At 71.2% G+C, this 20819-nt stretch carries 21 protein-coding genes; 9 read left to right on the top strand and 12 right to left on the bottom strand.

Features of this window, described 5'->3' with window-relative positions; genetic code table 11:
- Position 1: 1 nt before the first annotated feature.
- From ENC19_RS10660 to ENC19_RS10650, 3 genes are read right to left on the bottom strand one after another with little or no spacing between them, the layout of a single operon-like run.
- Positions 2-697 carry an ABC transporter ATP-binding protein gene (locus ENC19_RS10660; protein ID WP_164447022.1) on the bottom strand — a complete coding sequence of 232 codons (696 nt, stop codon included), beginning with the start codon at positions 695-697 and terminating at the stop codon, positions 2-4.
- Positions 694-1770, bottom strand: a complete 1077-nt coding sequence (locus ENC19_RS10655) for a peptidoglycan-binding protein (protein ID WP_164447021.1) — start codon at positions 1768-1770, stop codon at positions 694-696. Before ENC19_RS10655 ends, ENC19_RS10660 begins: the two co-directional genes overlap by 4 nt.
- A complete protein-coding gene (locus ENC19_RS10650) occupies positions 1767-2297 on the bottom strand; it encodes a hypothetical protein (RefSeq protein ID WP_164447020.1) in 531 nt (176 codons plus the stop codon). Before ENC19_RS10650 ends, ENC19_RS10655 begins: the two co-directional genes overlap by 4 nt.
- Positions 2298-2426: 129 nt before the next feature.
- Between ENC19_RS10650 and ENC19_RS10645 the strand changes: the two genes are divergently transcribed.
- Both ENC19_RS10645 and ENC19_RS10640 read left to right on the top strand, forming a co-directional pair.
- The gene (locus tag ENC19_RS10645; RefSeq protein ID WP_216592394.1) at positions 2427-3083 is read left to right on the top strand and encodes a response regulator transcription factor; all 657 of its coding nucleotides are present in this window, start codon (positions 2427-2429) and stop codon (positions 3081-3083) included.
- Positions 3080-4246, top strand: a complete 1167-nt coding sequence (locus tag ENC19_RS10640) for a sensor histidine kinase (RefSeq protein WP_164447019.1) — start codon at positions 3080-3082, stop codon at positions 4244-4246. Before ENC19_RS10645 ends, ENC19_RS10640 begins: the two co-directional genes overlap by 4 nt.
- Positions 4247-4271: 25 nt before the next feature.
- On the opposite strand, the gene ENC19_RS10635 is transcribed toward ENC19_RS10640, so the two are convergent.
- A complete protein-coding gene (locus ENC19_RS10635) occupies positions 4272-5216 on the bottom strand; it encodes an FAD-dependent oxidoreductase (protein ID WP_164447018.1) in 945 nt (314 codons plus the stop codon).
- A 9-nt stretch (positions 5217-5225) separates the two neighbouring features.
- The gene (locus tag ENC19_RS10630) at positions 5226-6344 is read right to left on the bottom strand and encodes a GNAT family N-acetyltransferase (RefSeq protein ID WP_164447017.1); all 1119 of its coding nucleotides are present in this window, start codon (positions 6342-6344) and stop codon (positions 5226-5228) included.
- Between the two features lie 56 nt (positions 6345-6400).
- Between ENC19_RS10630 and ENC19_RS10625 the strand changes: the two genes are divergently transcribed.
- Both ENC19_RS10625 and ENC19_RS10620 read left to right on the top strand, forming a co-directional pair.
- Positions 6401-6850 carry a MarR family winged helix-turn-helix transcriptional regulator gene (locus ENC19_RS10625; protein WP_164447016.1) on the top strand — a complete coding sequence of 150 codons (450 nt, stop codon included), beginning with the start codon at positions 6401-6403 and terminating at the stop codon, positions 6848-6850.
- 63 nt (positions 6851-6913) lie between these two features.
- The gene (locus ENC19_RS10620) at positions 6914-7384 is read left to right on the top strand and encodes a VOC family protein (RefSeq protein ID WP_281604129.1); all 471 of its coding nucleotides are present in this window, start codon (positions 6914-6916) and stop codon (positions 7382-7384) included.
- Positions 7385-7404: 20 nt separating this feature from the next.
- On the opposite strand, the gene ENC19_RS10615 is transcribed toward ENC19_RS10620, so the two are convergent.
- Positions 7405-8871, bottom strand: a complete 1467-nt coding sequence (locus tag ENC19_RS10615) for a hypothetical protein (protein ID WP_164447015.1) — start codon at positions 8869-8871, stop codon at positions 7405-7407.
- A 471-nt stretch (positions 8872-9342) separates the two neighbouring features.
- On the opposite strand from ENC19_RS10615, the gene argS reads away from it, so the two are divergent.
- Positions 9343-11007: an arginine--tRNA ligase gene (argS, locus tag ENC19_RS10610; RefSeq protein ID WP_235944716.1), complete on the top strand. Its 1665-nt coding sequence runs from the start codon at positions 9343-9345 to the stop codon at positions 11005-11007.
- A gap of 89 nt (positions 11008-11096) precedes the next feature.
- Here argS and ENC19_RS10605 read toward each other — a convergent pair whose 3' ends face one another.
- Positions 11097-11996 carry a permease prefix domain 1-containing protein gene (locus ENC19_RS10605; protein WP_164447013.1) on the bottom strand — a complete coding sequence of 300 codons (900 nt, stop codon included), beginning with the start codon at positions 11994-11996 and terminating at the stop codon, positions 11097-11099.
- The gene (locus tag ENC19_RS10600; protein WP_309246055.1) at positions 11993-12406 is read right to left on the bottom strand and encodes a PadR family transcriptional regulator; all 414 of its coding nucleotides are present in this window, start codon (positions 12404-12406) and stop codon (positions 11993-11995) included. The genes ENC19_RS10605 and ENC19_RS10600 overlap by 4 nt, the downstream gene beginning before the upstream one ends.
- On the opposite strand from ENC19_RS10600, the gene ENC19_RS31360 reads away from it, so the two are divergent.
- Positions 12335-12874, top strand: a complete 540-nt coding sequence (locus ENC19_RS31360; protein WP_328824212.1) for a DUF6624 domain-containing protein — start codon at positions 12335-12337, stop codon at positions 12872-12874. The two genes, ENC19_RS10600 and ENC19_RS31360, sit on opposite strands and share 72 nt — an antisense overlap.
- A 93-nt stretch (positions 12875-12967) precedes the next feature.
- On the opposite strand, the gene ENC19_RS10595 is transcribed toward ENC19_RS31360, so the two are convergent.
- Together ENC19_RS10595 and ENC19_RS10590 are read right to left on the bottom strand one after the other, a co-directional pair.
- A complete protein-coding gene (locus ENC19_RS10595) occupies positions 12968-13174 on the bottom strand; it encodes a hypothetical protein (protein WP_164447012.1) in 207 nt (68 codons plus the stop codon).
- Complete coding sequence (locus ENC19_RS10590; protein ID WP_164447011.1) at positions 13171-13710, bottom strand: GNAT family N-acetyltransferase; 540 nt, start codon at positions 13708-13710, stop codon at positions 13171-13173. Before ENC19_RS10590 ends, ENC19_RS10595 begins: the two co-directional genes overlap by 4 nt.
- 230 nt (positions 13711-13940) lie before the next feature.
- On the opposite strand from ENC19_RS10590, the gene ENC19_RS10585 reads away from it, so the two are divergent.
- The 3 genes from ENC19_RS10585 to ENC19_RS10575 all read left to right on the top strand — a co-directional run bounded on the left by ENC19_RS10585 (position 13941) and on the right by ENC19_RS10575 (position 17294).
- Entirely contained in the window at positions 13941-15395 is a 1455-nt protein-coding gene (locus ENC19_RS10585) for a glycoside hydrolase family 43 protein (protein WP_164447010.1), read from the top strand.
- 143 nt (positions 15396-15538) lie between these two features.
- A complete protein-coding gene (locus ENC19_RS10580; protein WP_164447009.1) occupies positions 15539-15766 on the top strand; it encodes a potassium transporter TrkA in 228 nt (75 codons plus the stop codon).
- 49 nt (positions 15767-15815) lie between these two features.
- Entirely contained in the window at positions 15816-17294 is a 1479-nt protein-coding gene (locus tag ENC19_RS10575) for a cation:proton antiporter domain-containing protein (RefSeq protein WP_164447008.1), read from the top strand.
- A 27-nt stretch (positions 17295-17321) separates the two neighbouring features.
- On the opposite strand, the gene ENC19_RS10570 is transcribed toward ENC19_RS10575, so the two are convergent.
- Positions 17322-19103 (bottom strand): hypothetical protein, encoded by a 1782-nt coding sequence (locus tag ENC19_RS10570; RefSeq protein WP_166458466.1) that lies wholly within the window; start codon positions 19101-19103, stop codon positions 17322-17324.
- 119 nt (positions 19104-19222) lie between these two features.
- Positions 19223-20815 carry a xylulokinase gene (locus ENC19_RS10565; RefSeq protein ID WP_164447006.1) on the bottom strand — a complete coding sequence of 531 codons (1593 nt, stop codon included), beginning with the start codon at positions 20813-20815 and terminating at the stop codon, positions 19223-19225.
- Between the last annotated feature and the right edge of the window lie 4 nt (positions 20816-20819).

Raw genomic sequence — 20819 nt, 5'->3', positions numbered from 1 at the left:
GTCAGCTCACCCCGCTCGGCACGAGGCGGGAGTCCGCGCGGATCCGCCCGTCGCGCATCCGCACCTGCCGAGGCAGCGCGGCGGCGATCTCCCGGTCATGGGTGATGACGACGACCGTGGTGCCGGCCCGGTGCAACTCGTACAGCAGGTCGAGCACGGCCGTCCCGGAACCGGTGTCGAGGTTGCCGGTGGGTTCGTCGGCGAGCAGCACGGCGGGCTCACCGACGACCGCACGGGCCACCGCGACCCGTTGCCGTTCGCCGCCGGAGAGTTCGTGCGGCCGGTGCCCGAGGCGGTGCCCGAGACCGACCCGATCCAGCGCGGCCTCCGCACGCCGCCGCCGCTCCCGCCGGGGTACGCCGGCGTAGAGCAGCCCGTCGGCCACGTTGTCCACCACCGGTACGCCCGGGGCCAGGTGGAACTGCTGGAACACGAAACCGATCCGGGTGGCGCGCAACGCGGAGAGTTGCCGGTCGGACAGTCGCGCCACGTCGTGACCGTCGATCACCACCGTGCCCGAGGTCGGCTCGTCCAGCGTGCCGATCACGTTCAGCATCGTCGACTTGCCGGAGCCGGACGGCCCGACGATGGCCACCAACTCGCCGTACCCGATCCGCAGCGACACCTGGTCGAGCGCGACCACGTCGCCGGCGTACCGCTTGGCGACCTGGTCGAGCACGACCACGTCGCCGCTCACCGGGGCACCCCGACGGTGGTGCCTTCGACGATCCCGTCGCCGGTGACCTCGACCCGCCCGTCGGCGAACAGCCCGGTGGTCACCGCGACGATCCGGCTGGAACCCTCGTCGAGGACCTCCACGCCGTAGCCGCCCTCGGCGAGCGCCAACAGCGCGGCCACCGGCACGGTCAGCACGTCCGCGCGCTCGCTGACGGTGAAGGTGATCTCGGCGGACGCCCGGTCGAACTCGGCGAGCGCCTTCTGGTCGTCGACGGCGACCGTCACCTCGATCCTCGTCTCGGCGCTGGTGTCGCCACCGGCGTCCGCCGATCCGCTGTGGATCACCGTCTCGACCGTGTCGACCTTTCCCGTCACCCGCCGGCCGTCGGGCAGGGTGACCCGCACCGTGGTGCCAGGTTCGGCGAGGCGCTGGTCGTCGATGTCGAGTTCGGCGGTGACCAGCCGGCTGGTGCCGGTGTAGGTGAGCACCGCCTGCCCTGGCTGGATGGCCGCGCCCACGTCCAGCTGGTGACCCTCCACCCGGACGGCACCGTCGGCGAACATGACGCGACCCAGCTCGACGCGGCCGGTCTCCGGCACGCCGAGGTCGTCCTGCCAGGCACGGACCGCCTCGGCGGTGGCCCAGGTGTACTCGTCGTCGACGGTGAAGCCGGAGTAGCCGAGGGCCTCCAGATTCCGTTCCACCTGTCTGACGTCGGAGCCCTCGGCGCCGGGTTGCAGGGTCCGGTAGGCGGGCAGCCGCCCGTAGAACAGGACCACCGGGTCGTTGTCGACGGCGTAGAGGGCCTTGCCGCGCGCGACGGTGGTGCCGGCGTCGGGCAGCGTGGTGAGGGTGCCGGGCAGCCGGCTGGTCGCGGTCCGACTGGGCCCGTGTCCCAGCTCCCCGTCGACGGTCCTGGCGTCGGCGAGGGTCTGTCGGGTGACGGCGGCGCTGCCGGGCGCGGCGGTGCGGGCCTCGGCGCTCCTGTCGCCGGAGCCACCACCGAAGCCGACCGCCGCGGCCACGCCGGCTCCGGCGACGAGGATCAGCGCCGCGCCACCGGCGGCGGGCAGGCGGGTTCGACGGGTCACCGGCCGCCCCCGAACTGCGGAGCGTGCTGACGACAGGCCTCCAGGGCGGCGCGGAACGTCGGGTCGTCCGGGTCGATGCCCAGGGCCTCCCGCTGGATCTGGATCCGGCCGTCCGCCGCCGGGTCGGGGAAGTCCGGCACACCGTTCTGCCGCATGCAGCGGGCCATGACCCGCATCTGTTCGAGCTGCTCTGGGTCGAGCTGCGCCGCCTGCCCGCCGTTGGGCAACAGCTGGCGGCACTTCTCCATGCCGGCCTCGACCTGTTCCGGGTCGACACTGTCGTCGAACCGGAACATCGGTCCGTTGCCGGCCTCCGGATCGGGCATCTCCACCCCGTTCTCCCGCATGCAGCGGGCGAAGTCCAGTCTTCGTTCGGCGTCGCTGCCGCCCGCACCGTCACCGGTGGCGGAGGCGGTGGGCGCGGCGCCGCCGGCGGTGGCCACCCCGGTCCGGTCGCCGTCCTGGCCGGCACACCCGGCGAGTGCCAGGATCAGCAGTACGGGCAGCGTGAGTGTGCTCCGTCGCATCGTTGGTGTCCTCTCCGATGTCCGACGACGGTCGCCGGACACCGGACAAGTGCATCCGGGGTGACGTATCGGGGGCGTAACCGATCACGTTTACGGCGGCGTTATCCGCGCTCGCGGCACCATGGACCGGTGCGAGTGCTGGTGGTCGAGGATGAGGACGTGTTGGCCGACGCCATCGCGGAGTGGCTGCGCCGGGAGGCCTTCGCGGTCGACGTCGCGTACGACGGCGACGCCGCGCTGGAACGGCTCGGGGTCAACGAGTACTCCGTGGTGGTGCTCGACCGTGACCTGCCGGTCGTGCACGGCGACGACGTGTGTCGGGCGATCGTCGACTCCGGGGGTGACACCCGGGTGCTGATGCTCACCGCGGCCGCGGCGGTGCGTGACCGGGTGGCGGGTCTGGCCCTCGGCGCCGACGACTACCTGGTGAAACCGTTCGCGCTCGTGGAACTGGCTGCCCGGGTGCACGCGCTGACCCGGCGGACCCGGCCCGCCGCGCCACCGACGTTGCGTCGGGCGGGCATCGTGGTGGACCCGGGCCGCCGCGAGGTGTACCGCGACGGTCGGTACGTGTCGCTGTCGCGCAAGGAGTTCGCGGTGCTGGCCGAGTTGCTGCGCGCCGACGGCGCGGTGGTCTCCGCCGAGGAGCTGCTGGAGCGGGCGTGGGACGAGCACATCGACCCGTTCACCAACGTGGTCCGAGTCACGGTGATGAAGCTGCGGCGCAAGCTCGGCGATCCCTCGGTGATCGAGACGGTGCCCGGCACGGGGTACACGATCCGGTGAAGCGGCTGACTCTGCGGGCCCGCCTCACCCTGGTCTACGGCGGCCTCCTCCTGCTCGCCGGCATTGTCCTGCTCGGCGTCACGTACGTGCTGGTGGACCAGCGGATGCCGCAGCCGATGCGCGCCGACCTGCCGGACCGCACCGCCGTGGTGACCCGGCTGCCCACGTCGGCGGAGGACCTCGACAAGATCCGCATGTTGATCCAGGACGTGCAGAGCGAGGCCAAGCGCAACGCCCTGGAGTCGCTGCTCACCCAGGGCGGCATCGCGCTGGTGGTGGTCTCCGCGGCAGCCGTGGTGATCGGTTGGCTGGTCGCCGGCCGGGCGCTGCAACCGCTGCACCAGATCACCGGGACGGCCCGCCGGATCGCCGGGGCCGACTCCGCCGGACGTGGTCTGCACGAACGGATCGCGTTGACCGGCCCCCGCGACGAGGTGCGGGAGCTGGCCGACACGTTCGACCAGATGCTGGAGCGGCTCGACCGTTCCTTCGACGGGCAACGGCGGTTCGTGGCGAACGCCTCCCACGAGCTGCGGACACCGCTCGCGCTGAACCGGGCGCTCGTGGAACTGGCGGTCAGCCGGCCGGACGCCCCGGCCGAGGTTCGTCGGCTCGGCGAGGCGTTGCTGTCGGTGAACGAACGACACGAGCGGTTGATCGACGGGCTGCTCACCCTCGCCGACTCGGAGAGCGAGGTGACCGAGCGCGCGACGGTCGACCTCGCCGAGATCGCCGCCCACGTGGTCGAGCAGGTCGCCCCGGCGTACCCGGATGTTCCGGTACACCGCTCGCTGGAGCCGGCCCGTACGGTCGGCGATCCGGTGCTGCTGGAGCGGCTGGCGTTCAACCTGGTGGAGAACGCCCTGCGGCACAACGTGCCGGCGGACGGCTGGGTGCGGATACGTACCGGACAGGTGGCCGGACGCCCCACGCTGGTCGTGGTCAACACCGGTCCGGTGGTCCCGAGCTACGACGTGGAGACGATGTTCCAGCCGTTTCGGCGGCTCAGCCGGGAGCGGGTGGCGGGCACGAGGGGCTTCGGGCTCGGGTTGTCGATCGTGCGGGCGGTGGCCCGGGCGCACGGTGGCGCCGCCGAGGCAGCACCACGCCCTGACGGCGGCCTCACCGTCACGGTGACACTGCCGCCGTCGGCACCGACCTGATGACCCCGCCGCGACGACCAGCCGGTCAGCGCAGCCCGGACACCAGGTGGGCCACGTCCTCGGCGCAGCCGTAGGAGAGCGTCACGCCGGCTCCGCCGTGGCCGTAACAGTGCACCACCGGACCGCGATCGGTGACCTCGGCCTCCAGCCGCACACTCGGCCGACCGGGCCGTAGGCCGACCCGGTGACCGAGGACTCGCGCGTCGCGCAGCGCGGGTACGAGGTCGGCGCAGCGATCGAGGATGCCGCTGGCCGTGTCCGCCCGGACGGTCAGGTCCTCGTCGCCGTCGTCGGCGGTGCCACCGAGCAGCACGGTGTCCTCGCGGGGTACGACGTATCGCAGCTGCTCGGGATCGGACTGGTCGATCACCCACTCGCGCAGGCCGAACTGGGCGACGACGACCACCTGTCCCCGCACCGGGGTGAGGTGGGCGTCGCCGACCAGCTCCCGGGCTCCGAGACCGGTGCAGTTGACCACGACGTCCACGCCGACGAGGGCGTCGGCCAGCTTCTCGAACCGCCCGGAGCGGACCGCGACCCCGGCGGCGATCACCTCGCCGAGCAGCCAGGGCAGGTGCACCGCCATGTCCGCCACCGGGACGGTCAGCTCGAAACCGTCGGCGTAGCCGGTCGGTAGCCTCGCCGCGGTGGCCCGGGCCAGCTCCGGCACCGCGTCCCGCCACCACGGCTCGGGTGCGGGCCGGCGGAACAGCTCCCGCCCCAGGCGCATCCGCACACCGGTGCGCGGATCGTCGGCCAGGCCGCGCAGGGTCGCGTAGCTGGACGCCGACCAGCGGGTCACGTCCGCCGCCGGATAGGCGCGGTAGGGATACCAGAGCGCCGCGGCGACCGCCGACGTCGTGTCGTCGCCCATCCGGGCGGCGACCAGGTCGACGTGATGGCCGTCGCGCGCCAGGCGCAGTGCGCTGGTCAGACCGACGACGCCGGCACCGAGCACCCGGACCCTCATGTCTGGAGATCACACCACACCCGCGTCGTGGTGGACAGCGCCGGTCGGCTGACCGGAGCGTGGCTTGGTCAGGCGCACGCTGTCCGGTGGGGTGTCGTCGGTCGCGGCGCGGGTGTAGCCGGCGCGCTCGTACAGGCCGATGTTGCGGGTGCTGCGGTGGCCGGTGAAGAGGGTGCAGTGGGTGGTCTCCCCGGGAGCCTGTCCTTCGACGTAGGACAGCAGCCAGGAGCCGATGCCGTTGCCCGCCTGGTCGGGTGCCACCATCAGGCGACCGATCAGCCAGGCACCCTGGTGCGCCCGGGCGCGCACCGCCGCGACGAGGCGACCGTCGTGGCGTACGCACCACCACCGCCACGTCGCCATCGACGCCCGTAGGTCGGCGAGGTTCTCCCGCAGCGGTGCCAGGTCGAGGGTGTCGTTGGCGATGGCTTCCTGGACCCAGCAGCACCGTTGCAGGACGAGCAGTTCCGCCATGTCGTCGGGGCGGGCCTCGCGGAGCGTGAGGCCGGCGATCGGTCCGTCGACGTCCGTCGGGTCGTTTCCACCGCGCAGGGGACGCAGCGCGCGGGCCACCCGGCTCAGCTCGATCAGCAGCGCGCGGGCGGCGTCGTCGAGCGTTGCGGAGCCGGCCACCTGACCGGCGTGGACGCTGTCCGCGATGCGCAGGGCGACTGTCGCGCCGATCGGCATCATCCGCAGCGTCGTGACGACCTGCTTCGCCATCTGCGCCGACCGGGTGCCGGCCGAGGTGTTGCCGTAGCTGACGAAGGCCACCGGCTTCCACGCCCACTCGTGATAGAGGAAGTCGAAGGCGTTCTTGAGCACCGCCGGCATGCCGAAGTTGTACTCGGGCGTCACCACCACGAAAGCGTCGGCCGCAGCGACGGTGCGGCTCCAGCGGCGGGTGTGCTCGTGTCGGTAGCTGCCGCTGGCGGGATGCTCCGGTTCGTCGAGCAACGGCAGCGCGACCTCGGCCAGGTCGGCGACGTCGACGGTGATCGCGTCGGAAGCGGCGTCGGACCGGACGGTCCGCACGAACCAGTCGGTGATCGCGGGCCCGAGCCGGCCGGGGCGGGTGCTGGCGGTGATGACGAGGACCCGGAGCGGGGTGGAGTCATTCGATGACATGTCAACGACAGTAGGTCGATTTCAGTGACACGTCAACGACGAGTAGGGTGACCGACATGGACACCGCCTGGCTGAGCGCGGACGAGGAGCAGGCGTGGCGAGCCTTCCGGCGGCTGCTCGTCGCGTTGCCCGCCCGGATCGGCCGCGACCTGGCCCGCGACTCGGGACTGTCCGCCGCGGACTACGAGGTGCTGAGCACGCTGTCGGAGAAACCCGACCGCCGCTGGGAACTCCGGGAGCTGGCTGCCAAGATGGAGTGGTCGCGCAGCCGCCTGTCCCACCACGCCGCGCGGATGCAGGCCCGGGGACTCATCGACAAGGAGCCGGATCCGCAGGACGCCCGTGGTTGTCTGCTGCACCTGACCGATGACGGCTTCGCCGTCCTCGAACAGGCGGCGCCGCACCATGTCGTGTCGGTGCGATCTCGCTTTCTGGCGCACGTGAGCGCCGACGAACTCGCGATGCTGCGCGCGATCTCGACCCGGATCGCCGACCTGCCCGACTGAGCGTGACGCAGCATTGCCGGTGGTGCCGGCGTCGGCACCACCCGACGGCACAGGGGAGTGGCAGTGACCGATTCATCCGAGAAGTCCACGTCGACGGTCCGCCAGCTGCGGCTGGTGGTGCAGGCCGACGACTACGAGGCGGCGGTGCGGTTCTATCGCGACGTGCTCGGCCTGCCCGAGCAGGCCGCGTACTCGGGCGCGGACGACGCCCAGGTGGTGATCCTGGACGCCGGGCGGGCGACGCTGGAGATCGCCAACCCGGCGCAGAAGCGCATGATCGACGACGTCGAGGTCGGACGCCAGGTGGCGCCGAGTATCCGGGTCGCGTTCGAGGTGGACGACACGGCCGCGACCACCGATCGGCTGGTCGCCGCCGGTGCCGAGCCGGTGGCACCGCCCACCACCACACCGTGGCACTCGGTCAACGCCCGCCTCGATGCCCCGGCCGGCCTGCACATCACCGTGTTCCAGGAACTGCGTACGCTCGACGAGCGGGTCGACCTCGACGGGTTCGGCACCGACGCGGGCCGGTGACCGGACCGCCGGTACCGCGGTCAGCCGGCGGCCGGCTTCGGGGTGCCGCAGAGCTTGGTACCGGGCGGGATGATCTCCTCGTCGCTGTGGATGACGAACGGCGGTGGTCCCAGCTTGCCGGAGGGATCGATCGGACTGATGTTCACCAGGCTGAGGAACTTGTTGATCACGTTCACCACCGGGGCCAGGATGGTGTAGCCGACGCCGTACGAGGCCCGCACGCCGATGCCCACGCCCCGGCAGACCGCCAGCGGCGCGCCCAGCGCCGATCCGAGCGTCGTCCCGTACGCGGTCGACACCTCGAAGAACAGACCGGCCTTGAGCACGAACGCGCTGAACCCGACGTCGAACCGGACCTGATGCTCGATGAGCAGGCCCATCACCCCGACCGGAACTCCAGTCAGCGAGTTGATCAGACTCTCCTTGCGCTTGAAGTTCTTGCTGACCTGCGGACCGAAGGTGCCGTTGGCGTAGCCGTAACCCAGCGAACCGGCGAGGGAGAACTCACCCTTGCCCTTGATGGTGCCCGCCTTCGCGCCGAACGCGGTGGTGACCTTCACCGTCTGGCTGATGGTCAACGCCAGCGGTACGCCGAGCACCGTGCCCATCGGGATGCTGAAATCCACCGGGATGGGAAGCACCGCCTGGATGTTCTGCCCGTCCCGCAGCCCAGCCTCGAACGAGTAACGGATGCCGAAGCCGCCGCTGATCGACAGCTCCGCCCGGGTCACCGAACCGCCGCTGATCTTCAGGTGGAAGTCCGCCTCCGGCGTGGCGAAGGTCAGCGCGGCCCGCCCGAACAGCTTCGTACCGTCGCGGTGGTAGTTGAAGCTGACCTCCGCGCCGTCGTTGAGGCTGACACCGGTGGAGAAGTTGGCGACGACCGTCTTGACCTCGCCGCCGCCGCGTACGGGTGGTGGCTGGTTCGGCCGGGGTGGCGGCGGGGCGAGCCGCGGCGGCCCGGCGCGCCCGGCGCGGCCGGTGGGCGTGGCGCCCAGGGCGTCGGCCTCCTCCTCGGACATCGCCCAGATCGGTTCACCGGCCTGGTAGATGACCGGGTTCTCGATGGCGATGCCGCGCTGCTCCAGGGTGCCGTCGCGGATCACGTCGGTCACGGTGACCGGGCCGATCGTGACCAGCAGGTCGCCCCCGTCGCGCCGCACGTCGAGCACCCGGCCGACGCCACGACCGGTGACGAACATGACCTTCCCGGGAGCCAGGTCGTCGGCCCGGGGCGCGTCACCGTCGAGCCGCCAGGTCAACCCGTCGGCGGTGACCGACCGGACCGAGCGGCCGCCGCCGCCGACGAGGACCACGTCCGGCTGGTACGTCAGGTCGGGATGGGGCACCGGTGCCATGCCGTAGCGCAGCGCGGACTCGCTGTACGGGTCCTCGTCGGCGGCCGGATCACCCGGGGACCGGCCGCCGCAACCGGGCGCGGCCAGCACCAGGACCACGGTGAGGACAGCCGAAACAACCTTGCGCACCGGGACTCCTCGTCGGATCGGGACGGCGCCAACCACCGGCACCGGAGCTGCGGCGTCAGACCCGGCCATACCGACGCGGACCAGGGGTCGGGCCATGGAATCGACCCTAGACAGTGGCCATGGCCAGGGAATCAGGGTTTTCCCCACGCCTCGACGACGCGGGCGCGCAAAACCCGGTCACCGTCCGCACCGCCCGGCGCGTACACTTCCGGCATCTGGCCGCGCCCGCTGCGCGGCCCCGGCGTTCGAGGCGGTGGAGATGGAACGGGTGCTCGGCACCGTCCGCCGCTCACGCCTGCGACGACGATAGTCGTCCCGCTCACCCGCGCGTTCCTTCCGCCGTGCCCGCACCCGCTGTGCGGCCGGCACACCTCGTGACGATCGCTCATCCCGTCCCAGGGAGTACCCGTGACCGTGCCCTCGCTGGCCTCGTCGTTGTCCGACTCCGTCGCCGCCGCGGCCCGCCGGGGAATGGCGGACCTCGCGCCGCAGCTCCGCCGCTCCGCGCACGCCGACTTCCAGGCCGACGGTGTGTTGGCGGCGGCACGGACGCTGCGCCGCAATCCACGGCAGGTCGCTGCGGAGGTGGTCGACCACCTGCCCGAGGACGGTCTCGTGGCCACGGCGGTCGTGGCCGGGCCGGGCTTCGTCAACATCGAGCTGGCCGACCGGGCGCTGCTGGCGCAGCTCGCCCGCCGGGTGGGCGATGACCGGCTCGGCGTCGGCACCCCCGAGGCGGGCGTAACCACCGTCATCGACTACTCCCAGCCGAACATCGCCAAGGAGATGCACGTCGGGCACCTGCGCTCCACCGTCATCGGCGACGCCCTGGTGCGGGTCCTGGAGCACCTCGGTGGCACCGTCGTGCGGCGCAACCACATCGGCGACTGGGGAACCCAGTTCGGCATGCTCATCCAGTACCAGGTCGAACACCCCGAACCGGTGCCGGGCGACACCGGCACCATGGGTCGGCTGGCCACGCTCTACCGGCTGGCCCGGGCGCAGTTCGACACCGACTCCGCGTTCGCCGACCGGGCCCGGCGGCGGGTGGTGGCGTTGCAGGCCAGCGACCCGAGCACCGTGGCCGCGTGGCAGGACATCGTCGACGAGTCGACCCGCTACTTCACCGACGTCTACGACCGGCTCGGCGTGCGGCTGACCGACGCCGACACGGTGGGGGAGAGCGCCTACAACGCCGCGCTGCCCGCGATCGCCGACGAACTCGAACGCGGGGGAGTCGCGGTGACCAGCGACGGCGCGCTCTGCGTCTTCTTCGACGACCTGCGTGGCCCGGACGGCGAGCCGACGCCGCTTATCGTCCGCAAGCGGGACGGTGGTTTCGGCTACGCCGCGACCGACCTGGCCGCGCTGCGGCAACGCGTCGTCGAACTGCACGCCGACCGGCTGCTGTACGTGGTCGACGCCCGGCAGGCCCGGCACTTCCGGATGGTCTTCGACACCGCGCGGCGGGCCGGGTGGCTGCCACCGACCGTGCCCGCCGTGCACGTCGCCTTCGGTACCGTCCTCGGCCCGGACGGCCGGCCGTTCAAGACCCGCGCCGGTGACACCGTCCGCCTGGTCGACCTGCTCACCGAGGCGGTCGACCGCGCCCGCGAGGTGGTCGCGGCGAAGAATCCCGGGCTGACCGGGGCGGCCCTGGACGAGCGGGCGTGGCAGGTCGGCATCGGCGCGGTGAAGTACGCCGACCTGGCCACCAACCGGACCCGGGACTACGTCTACGACCCGGAGCGGATGCTAGCGCTGGCCGGCAACACCGGCGTCTACCTCCAGTACGCGCACGCCCGCGTCCGGTCCATCCTGGCCCGCGCCGCCGACGGCGGCGACATCACCGTGGACGTGACGGCGACGCTGGAACCTGCGGAAAAAGCGCTGATCCTCGACCTCGACGCCTTCGCCGACACCCTCGTCGAGGTGGTCGCCGGTCACGAGCCGCACCGCCTCTGCGGCTACCTGTACCGGCTGGCGCAGACCTTCACCACGTTCTACGAGCACTGCCCGGTGCTGCGTGCCACCGGACCGAGGCGCGGCAACCGCCTGGCCCTGTGTCACCTCACCGGCGAAACCCTGCGCACCGGCCTGCACCTGCTCGGCATCCCCACCCCCGACCACCTGTGACCGCGGTGGCGCTCGCCCTGTTGATCAAGAGGTTCGCGTCGTGTTTCGACGGTCGGCGATCTCACCTTCTTGATCAACGGAGCGGGAGTTCAGCGCCGGGGGTGGCCGAACTGCATGCGGGCCAGCATCAGCAGCATGACCACGACACCGCCGAGCGGCGCGAGCCAGGACCAGGCCCAGCCGACGGTGAAGCTGAGCACTCCGAACGTGGCGATCGCGACCAACCAGAGCGTGGCCACGTAGAGCCCGAACCGGGCGGCGGCGGCCGGGTCCCGGGTGAACACGTCGACCGTTTCTCGGTGGGTCGCCTCCATGCTCAGCACCCACGGCTTGTGCCGGTTGGTCTGGGTGCCACCGAGGTAGGCGAAGAGCATTACCGCCACGACCACCGCGAGCGCCCCGCCGACCAGCCACGGAACGCTGCCGTCGGTCAGGAACTGCCAGCCGGCGCCGAGCCCGGCGAGCACCAGGGTGACGGCGGCGCCATACCCCCCGGCGCGCCCCGCCGGCATCGGGTAGCTGGTCGAGGTCTCCTGGCACAGCGCGTCGGCGGTGCCGGCCCCGGCCGCGACCGCGACGGCGGCCACCGCCACCAGCAACCAACCCGACGGTACGGCGATGCCGGCCACGGTGAGCACCAAGAGTACGACTCCGGTGACGCCGAGCGCGGCGAGCAGCGCCGTGCGAATCAGGAATCCGGCCGCCGGACGGATTCGGTGGCGCTCCCATTCGGTGTGGCTGGAGGTCGGCCCGGCTGCCGGTACCGCGTCCAACAGCGGGCCGAGGTCGCCCAGCTCGGCCATGGCCGCGCGGGCGGCGGCGGGGGACCGGCCGGCGTCGACCAGCTCGCCGACGCGGGCGACCAGGTTGGCCCGGATCTCCTCCTTGAGATCCTGCCGTTCGGGGCTCATCTCGGCACCGGCGAACGCCTCGTCGAGCAGCCGGTGGACGTCCAGCGCGGTGTCGTGGGTGGAGCGTGCGGTGGTCATGCGGACTGCCCTCCGGTCGTTTCGTCGGGGTGGCCGGCACGGTCGGCCAGGTCGAGCAGGGTGTCGATGAGGTCGCGGGTCAGAGACCAGGCCGCCACGTTGCGGCGGTAGACCGCACGTCCGGCGTCGGTGATCCGGTAGTACTTGCGGCGGCCGCCCTGGGTCTCGTCGCCCCAGTACGACTCGATCAGCCCGTCCCGGGCGAGCCGGCGGTAGCTGGCGTACAGGGTGGCTTCCTTGATCTCGTGGCGGCCGCCCGTGCGGTCCCGGATCCGCTTGAAGATCTCGAAGCCGTAGCTGTCGGTGCGGCGCAGCAGCCCCAGCACGATCGTGTCGGTGTGACCGCGCAGCAGGTCGGCGGCGAGCACGTCGTCGGCGGAGGGCTCCACGGTCGAAGACTTATCAACCACAACAGGTACTGTATCAGATCAAGTACAAGAGTTGTTTGGGTTGATGTTCGCCGACGGCGTCCGGGGACTCTCAGACGGTGCCGAGGAACCAGGGTTCGAGCTGGTCGGATCGGCGACGGCTTGTCGTACCTGATCCCGCTCCTCGGCGTTCCGGGCCGGCGCCGGAGCCGGCCCCCGTGTCCGGGTCGGGAGGCGCTCGAACTGCTTCGGGCAGCCGTCGCGGACGGTCAGGCGTCTCCCGGCAATCTGGCCTATCTCGAGGATCGGGTCGCGGTCGCGCAGGGCGAGCCACAGACGTACGGGACGCAGGTGCGGTGTGGTGCGCGCGGACCGGTGCCCGCCACGCCGATCCGCGACGAGGCCGCTGTCGACAGCCGGCGCGCCACGGCAGGTCTCCAGCCATTGGCCGCCTACCTCAGCGAGATGGCCGCGATCTGCGCGGAGTCGGAGGACCAGCCGCTCGACTGACCGCCCTGACGAGGTGGCCGAGCATCGCCCACAAGCTGCCGTCCTGTCGGCCGCGCGATGCCCTGGCTGCGCGTGCAGGTGAGTCCTCGGTGTCTACCGGGTTGAGCCGGACGGGGTCGCTTCGGGTACTTGAAGGGCTCGTCCGCACACCGCCACCCAGTCGGGGTCGACGGTGACATGGTCGACGGTGTTGGCCAGGTACCTGATGGCGGCGTCGGGCCTCAGGGGCAGCAGTGCGTCAAGGACGTCCATGTACAGCGACTCTCGCAGGATCTCGGCCAGCAATCCCGGCAGTTTCATGGGTATCTCGGACAGCGGTGGGCAGCCGGGTACAGAGTTCGACGCATGCAGACGCGGGGCCAGCGGTCGAGGCCGTGCGCTGCCTCGCGTTGCCGGATGGCCCGAAGGCCCTTGGTGAGGTCGCGCTCGCGGAGGGTCTGGAAGCCGCAGCGGGCGTAGTACGGGGCGTTCCACGGCACGTGAGCGAACGTCGTGAGGGTCAGGGCGGGGATGCCGTCGGCCATCGCCCGGTCGGCGAGGTGGCTGATCAGCTGACGTCCGATCCCGCGACGGGCGACGGCGGGATGTACGGAGACCTGTTCGATGTGGAAGTTGCCGTCGACGAGGTCGGCGATGAGGTAGCCGACCGGCCCGTCGGTGGCGTCGGTGGCCACCCAGGCACGGCCTGCCTCCTGGTAGCGGCCGAGTACGTCCAGCGGCAGCGGTTCATCGTCGGCGATCTGTGGCATGCCGATGTCGCGGAAGCACTGTCCGGCCGCGCGCTCGATGCCCTGCAGGACGGGTAGCTCGTCCTGCCGTACCGCTCGGATCCGCACCGGACCATTCTGTCGGTGCCGCTGTGCAGCGTCACCCAGGTTTCCGGTCACGGCGGGTGCGAAGGCCGACCCCGGGCCGGCGCTGGCCGTCGCCGTCGCGGCGGTCACCGTCTTGACGGGTGTCGATTCGAAGCGGAGACTGCGTAACACCCCCGAAACAGCGACCAGGGCCGTCCGGGGCGCGTGATGTTAGCGCTAACGTCGGCCGGGCCGGACGGACGGAGAGCCGCATGTCCAGAGTCCTGACCAGGCTGAGTGCCCTGCTCGCCGCCCTGTGTCTGCTGGTGTTGCCGGCGGCGCAGGCACCGCGTGCCCAGGCCGCCGCGCTCGACCCGTTCACCGGCTACCTGATGGCGCACTTCACCGGCGAGTCGGCCACCGGCGAGCAGGTCTACTTCGCGCACAGCCGCGACGGTCTGACCTGGCGCGACCTGAACAACGGCGCACCCGTGCTGCTGTCCACGATCGGCACCCGGGGAGTGCGTGATCCCTCCATCGTCCGTTCGCCCTCCGGCGACCGGTACTGGATCGTCGCCACCGATCTGCGGATCGCCAGCGGCACCTCGTGGAACGACGCGGCGAACCGGGGCAGCAGGTCGCTCGTGGTGTGGGAGTCCCGCGACCTGGTGAACTGGTCCGCCCCCTGGCTGATCAACGTCGCGGGCGCCATTCCGGGTGCCGGCAACGCCTGGGCACCGGAGGCCATCTACAACGCGGCGACCGGTGACTACGTCGTCTACTGGGCGACGAACTCGCTGCGCGACGGCGTCACCAAGCACCGCATCTGGTACGTGCGGACCAGCGACTTCCGCAGCTTCACCGCGCCCCAGCTCTACATCGAACGCCCCGGCGGCGGGCAGGGCATCATCGACACCCAGATCGTCGAGGTGCCGAACGCCGTCGGCGGCTACCGCTACTACCGGGCGTCGGCCGACGGGCACATCACCATCGAGGCCAGCAACTCGATCCTCGGCTCGTGGACGACCCTGGGCAACCTCTCCCACCTCGGCATCTCCAACGGCACCGGCGGCGGCAACGTGGTCGAAGGGCCGATGTGGATGCAGTTCAACGGTCGTGACGAGTGGGCGCTCTGGCTCGACCAGTACGCCACCGGTCGTGGCTACCTGCCGGTCACCTCCACCAACCTGGGCAGCGTCACCAACTTCCGGACCCGCACGGACTACCAGCTCGGTGCCAGCCGCAAACGGCACGGCTCGATCCTCAACCTGACCGCCGCCGAGGAGAGCGCGGTGCTGGGGCGCTGGGGCGCCACCACGCCGGCCAACCGGATCCAGGCGTACACCCACCAGGACCGGTACGTGCGCCACGCCAACTACGACGTACGCATCGACGCGAACGTCAGCCCGGCGCAGGACGCCCAGTTCCGGGTGGTGCCGGGGCTGGCCGACGCCGGCGCGGTGTCGTTCGAGTCGGTCAACTACCCCGGTCACTACCTGCGGCACTACGGTTTCGACTTCGTGCTGGCGGCACACGACGGCAGCTCGGTCTTCGCGGCGGACGCGACGTTCCGGCAGGTCGCCGGCCTCGCCAACTCGTCCTGGTCGTCGTTCCGGTCGTACAACTACCCCGACCGGTACCTCCGGCACTACAACTACCAGCTGCGACTCGACCCGATCAACGACGCCCAGGCCCGCGCCGACGCCACGTTCCGCCTCACCTCGTAGCCGGGCGGGCCGGCACGCGGTGGTCGGCCCGGCGGTGGACCGGATGAACCGACCGGTGGGACATCCAAAGGTGATCTAGCCGTCGGGTGCCGGAGGCCTCGTACCATTGCGCAGGGATTCCGGAGCGCGCAGCGGGAGGGGCCATGGGAAAAGGGATATACGTGCAGGAACTGCCGGGTATCGGCAAGCGGTACGACGTCGACCTGGGTAGCAACACCCAGCGGATCTCGGTGGTGGTACGCCGGGACGGCACCCGTGACCTGTACGTCTTCGCCGCCGGCAAGGACGATCCGGTCGCCGTGATCGAGATGTCGGAGGAGCAGGCGCGTAAGGTGGGCGCCCTGCTGGCCGGCACGTACTTCTCCGAGTAGTCGTCCCGCGTCGTACGTCCTCGTTCAGTCCGCTCCAGGAGTCCTCACCGTGCATGCTGACCTCGTGGGCTTCGGGGCCCTCGTACTGATCGCGGGCCTGCTGGCCCGTGCGGGTCGCCGGATCAACCTGCCCACCGTGCCGTTCTTCATGCTCGCGGGCATCCTGCTCGGGCCCGGTACCCCCGGTCCGGTGCTGGTCGCCCATCCCGAGGATCTGAGCCTGCTCGCCTCCCTCGGCCTGATTCTGCTGCTGTTCCATCTGGGTGTCGAGTTCCCGGTCGACCAGGTACTCGGCAGCGGCAAGCGGCTGTTCGTCGCCGCCGGCTCGTACATCGGTCTCAATGTCGGTGCCGGCCTGCTCTTCGGCTTCGCCCTCGGTTGGGGCGGGTACGAGGCGTTCGTGATCGCCGGCGCGCTCGGCATCTCCTCCTCGGCGATCGTGACGAAGCTGCTCATCGAGTTCCGCCGGTTGGCCAACGCGGAGACGCCGGTCATCCTCGGCATCATCGTGATCGAGGACCTGTTCCTCGCGCTGTACCTGGCGCTGCTGTCGCCCCTGCTGTCCGGTGCCGGGTCCGCCGGGGAACTGGTGCTGCGCATCGGCCTGAGCTTCGCCTACCTGGTGGTGCTCTTCGCCGTCGCCCGCTTCGGTGCCCGCCTGGTCGGCAAGGTGATCGACAGCAACGAGGACGAACTGCTGGCCATCCTGATGGTCGGGTTGGTCGTGCTCGTCGCCGGTGTGTCCGCCGAGATCGGGGTCTCCGACGCGATCGGCGCGCTGATGATCGGTCTGGTGATCGCCCGTACCCCCCTGCGCGAGCGGGTCGAACGCCTGGTGCTGCCGCTGCGCGACGTTTTCGCGGCGGTCTTCTTCCTGGTGTTCGGGCTGACCATCGACGTCGGCGACTTCGGCTCGGTGGCGCTGCCGGTGCTGCTGGCGGTACTGATGACCGTCGTGACCAACGTGGTGGCCGGCCTGATCGCCGGCCGGCTGTTCGGGCTCAACCAGCGCGGGGCCGCGAACGTCGGCCTGACCGTGCTGGGCCGGGGCGAGTTCTCGCTGATCCTGGCCACGCTCGCCATCGCCGCCGGCCTGGACGACCGGCTCGGCCCGTTCATCGCCCTGTACGTGCTGGTCCTGGCCGTGACGAGTCCCCTGCTCGCGGCGAACTCGCGCTATCTGGCCCGGATCATCCCGGACCGGCTGCTGCACGCCAGTTGGCGGTACGTGCGGGAGGAGACCATCAGCACCGCCTGCACCCACCTCGACCGGATCAACATCACCGAGTCCGACGCGGACGCGTGCCCGCAGTGTGTGGACAGCGGCGACGACTGGGTGCAGCTGCGGATGTGTCTGACCTGCGGCGCGGTGGGCTGTTGCAGCGACTCGGTGAACAACCACGCGGAGGAGCACTACCGGCAGACCGGCCATCCGTTGATCCGGTCGCTGGAGGAGGGCGAGGACTGGCGGTACTGCTACATCGACGGTGCCCTGGTCCGCGAGCCGATGGGTGCCACCCGGGAGTGACGAGCGGTACGCTCGCGTCGACCCACCTCAGTCGAGGTGGTACACCAACGCGCCGGCCACCTCCTCCCGGGTGATGCCGAGGCCGTCGACCGGTCGGGTGGGCAGCCCGTCCCAGGGCGTTCCGGCGAGCCTGTCCGGCAGGACGACCACCGACCGGATGCCGACCTGCCGCAGGAACGTGATGCTGACCGGATCGGGAAAGGTCGTGGTCACCGCACGGATCTGTTGCTGACTGGCCGGCAGGAAGGTCACCGAACCGTTGGCGACGCGGGGAAACCCGTCGGTGGTCCAGAGCATGATGTCGGATTCGGCGACCCCGTTGCTGGGCAGGACCAGGATCGGTTCGGTCGCCGCCCGCAGCGCCGGTGGGGCGGTCGGCACGGTGGGGTGCGGCGTCCGGTTGACACCCTCGACCGTGACCAGCACCAAAGGCAGCAGGAGCACCACCGCGCTCACCCACCTCGGCCACCCGAGCCTGGGGCGATTGCGTCCGAACTCGCTTACCGCGCCTGCCGCCAGTACGGCGAGCAGCAGGCTCGTCCACACCATCAGCCGCCCCGGGGTCCGTAGCGCGTCCCACCCGGGCAGCAGCCGCGACAGGGTCAGGTATCCCGGATCGCCCTGACCGACGAGGTTGCTGCCGAGCCCGAGCGCGCCGCTGACCAGCACGCCGAGCGCGAGCAGCACGCGGTGGCGCACCCGGAACGTCGAGTAGCTCAGCCCGGCCACGGCCAGCACGATCAACGTGACGCCCGGCAGCAGCGCCATCTCCGGCGGCCAGGACAACTGGGCGCGGGCGGCGGCGAAGTGGTCGCCCCACAGCCACGAGTCCGCGGGCGCGACGAAGTATCCCCGCAGGGCTGGGGAGAACATCTCCGTCCAGGACAGGTCCCGGTGCGCCTCCGGGTTCAGCTCCACCACCCGCAGGAAGGTGGTCCCCAACCAGATCAACACCGCTCCGAAGACGACGCCGCCGAGCAGGTTGGCGAGCACCACCCGGCGCCCCAACAACCAGGTGCCGGTCCGCCAGCGGGCCCAGCCGACCGCCACGAGGACCACAATCATGGTGCCGGCCAGGAAGTACGCGAGCGGCAGGCCGATCGCCAGGCCCAGGGTCAGCTGCCAGGCGGCGACCAGCCAGCCCGCCAGGATCCATCCGGGGCGGTGCAGGTCCGGTCGGTGACCGTCGCGCAGGGACCAGCCGTGGCCGCGTGCCAGCATCGCCAGGCACAGTGCGACGCCGCCGATGGAGAGGATGTTCAGGTGCCCGCTGTGCGCGAGCCGCCACGGCGCGAAGGCCCAGGCGACGCCGGCCACGGCCGCCGCCGTCCGGATACCGCCCAGTTGGCGCACCAGGGCGTACGCCCCGAGGCAGGCGAGTGCGTGGGCGAACACGTAGAGCAGGTTGTAGCGGAAGATGGCCGCCGCCACGCCGTTGACGAAGAGACCGGCAGGTGCGTATCCGAGCACGATGTCGGTGTAGGCGTACGTGTACAGATCCGGGAAGAACGTGTTGGAGTGCCAGAGGTTGAGCGGATCGGTGACCAGCGCGTGCCCGGCCCAGGCGACCTGCCACGCCTGCAACGGAGGATCGCCGATGTCGCCCGGGATGGTCGTCCACGGTTGCTTGAGCGTCGGCCAGGTGAGGACGACCGCCACGACCACGCTGGCGATTGTCGCCACCGTCCATTCATGCCGCAGCAGACGCGAGGCCGCCCGCACGACGCCCTGTCCGCGGCGGGGCTGGGACTCCGATCCTGCCTGCTCGGGGTCGGGCTGGCGGCGATCAGCGGACGAGGTTCCGACCAGCCCCCGACGTATCGCCTGCACGTGTCCTCCTGTCGATGTCCAACGCGGACGGTCTAGCGTCGCATCGAAGGAAGGAGAAAAGCCATCGTCGATGGCCACCGAAACTTCCGGGCGACGGTTCAGTGGCGGTTGAGCCGGCGGTAGACCGGGGTCAGCCGCTGGTGCAGCGTCCGGTAGACGTCGAAGATCTCGTCGTAGCCCGCTCGATGCGCCGGGTCCGGGGTGAAGAGCCGGTCGGTACGCATCAGACCCGGGATGTCGGCGAAGGTGAGCCACCCGGTGCCGACCGCGCCGATCCAGCCCGCCCCTCGGGCGTTCACCGCGAGTGGTTGGGCGTCGCGGCGGATCTCGACGCCGAGCACGTCGGCGAAGATCTGACACCACGAGTCCGACAGTGCCCCGCCGCCGGTGATGGCCATCGAGGTGACCGGTGCGCCGAGGAACCGGTTCACCGCGCCGAGCAGCCAGCGGGTGTTGAACGCCACCCCCTCGAAGACCGCCCGCAGCAGATCCGAGCGGTTGGTGTCGAGGGAGATGTTGAAGAACCCGGCGCGCAGGTTCGCGTCGTCCACCGGGGCGCGTTCGCCGTAGAGCCAGGGGGTGTAGAGCACCCCGTTCGCGCCCGGCGGCACCGTCGGGATGATGGTGTCGAAGGCGTCGAAGATCGTGCCCTCGTCGCGGCTTAGGTGACCGGCGCTGAGCAGCGGGTCGTCGTACTCCACGATCTTGTCCCGCAGCCACGTCAGGTTGGCGCCGGCGGTGGCCTGCAGGGCGGTCATCAGGTAGCGGTCACCGATCGCGCAGGGCACCGAGGCGATGCCGGCGGCGACGTCGGTCTTCTTCCGGGGCACGTGGGCGGCGATCCAGGACGAGGTGCCGACGTACAGGTGCGGCTGGCGGTCGCCGGTGGTGCCGGCGCCGATCGCCGCGGCGGTGTTGTCGATCGCCCCGGCGACCACCCGCACCGTCGTCGGCAGGCCCAGGTGCGCGGCGGCGGCCGGGGTCAGGGTGCCGATCACCTCGGTGCAGGCGACGATCGGTGGCAGCTTGTCCGCGTCGACGCCGCTGTCGGCGACCAGGGCGGGGGAGTAGCGGATGTCGCCGGGACGCCGGTTGTCGGTCACCCACGAGGTCAGGATCGAGTCGACGGTGGCCACCGTGCGTCCGGTGAGCCTCAGGTTGATCCAGTCGAGCACGTTGAGGAACGTCGCGGTGCGCGCGTACACCTGCGGCAGGGTGTCGCGGACGAACAGCATGTGGGCGGCGGGGTCCTTGCCGGTGGGTGAGGGCATGCCGCCGGTGAGCCGCAGCCAGCGGGCGATCCGGCGCACCGACATCCCCTGGTACGCGGGGAAGCCGCCGAACTGCCGTCGCAGGTGCGGCGCGCCACGCATGTCGAGCCAGCTGATGCAGGCGGTGAGCGGCTCGCCGGTGGCGTCCACCGCGATGGTTCCCTCGCCCTGGGTGGAGGCGCACACCGCCTCGACCGCCCGCATCTGCTCGGGATGATCCCGGCCCAGGTCGGCGGCGACCTGGCCGAGCGCCGTCCACCAGGCGAGCGGGTCCTGTTCGGCGCCGCCACCGGGCAGCACCCGCAGCGGGACCGGCCGCTCGGCCCAGCCGGTGACCGTGCCGTCGGCGGCGACCAGCGCGGCCTTCAGACCCGAGGTGCCCAGGTCGATCGCGAAGACCTGCGGCGGGCTGGCGGTCACCGGA

Source organism: Verrucosispora sioxanthis, from assembly GCF_010560025.1.
Classification (GTDB): domain Bacteria; phylum Actinomycetota; class Actinomycetes; order Mycobacteriales; family Micromonosporaceae; genus Micromonospora; species Micromonospora palythoicola.
Note: the sequence above shows the minus strand (reverse complement) of the source record. Positions and strands in the feature narration are given on the sequence as shown.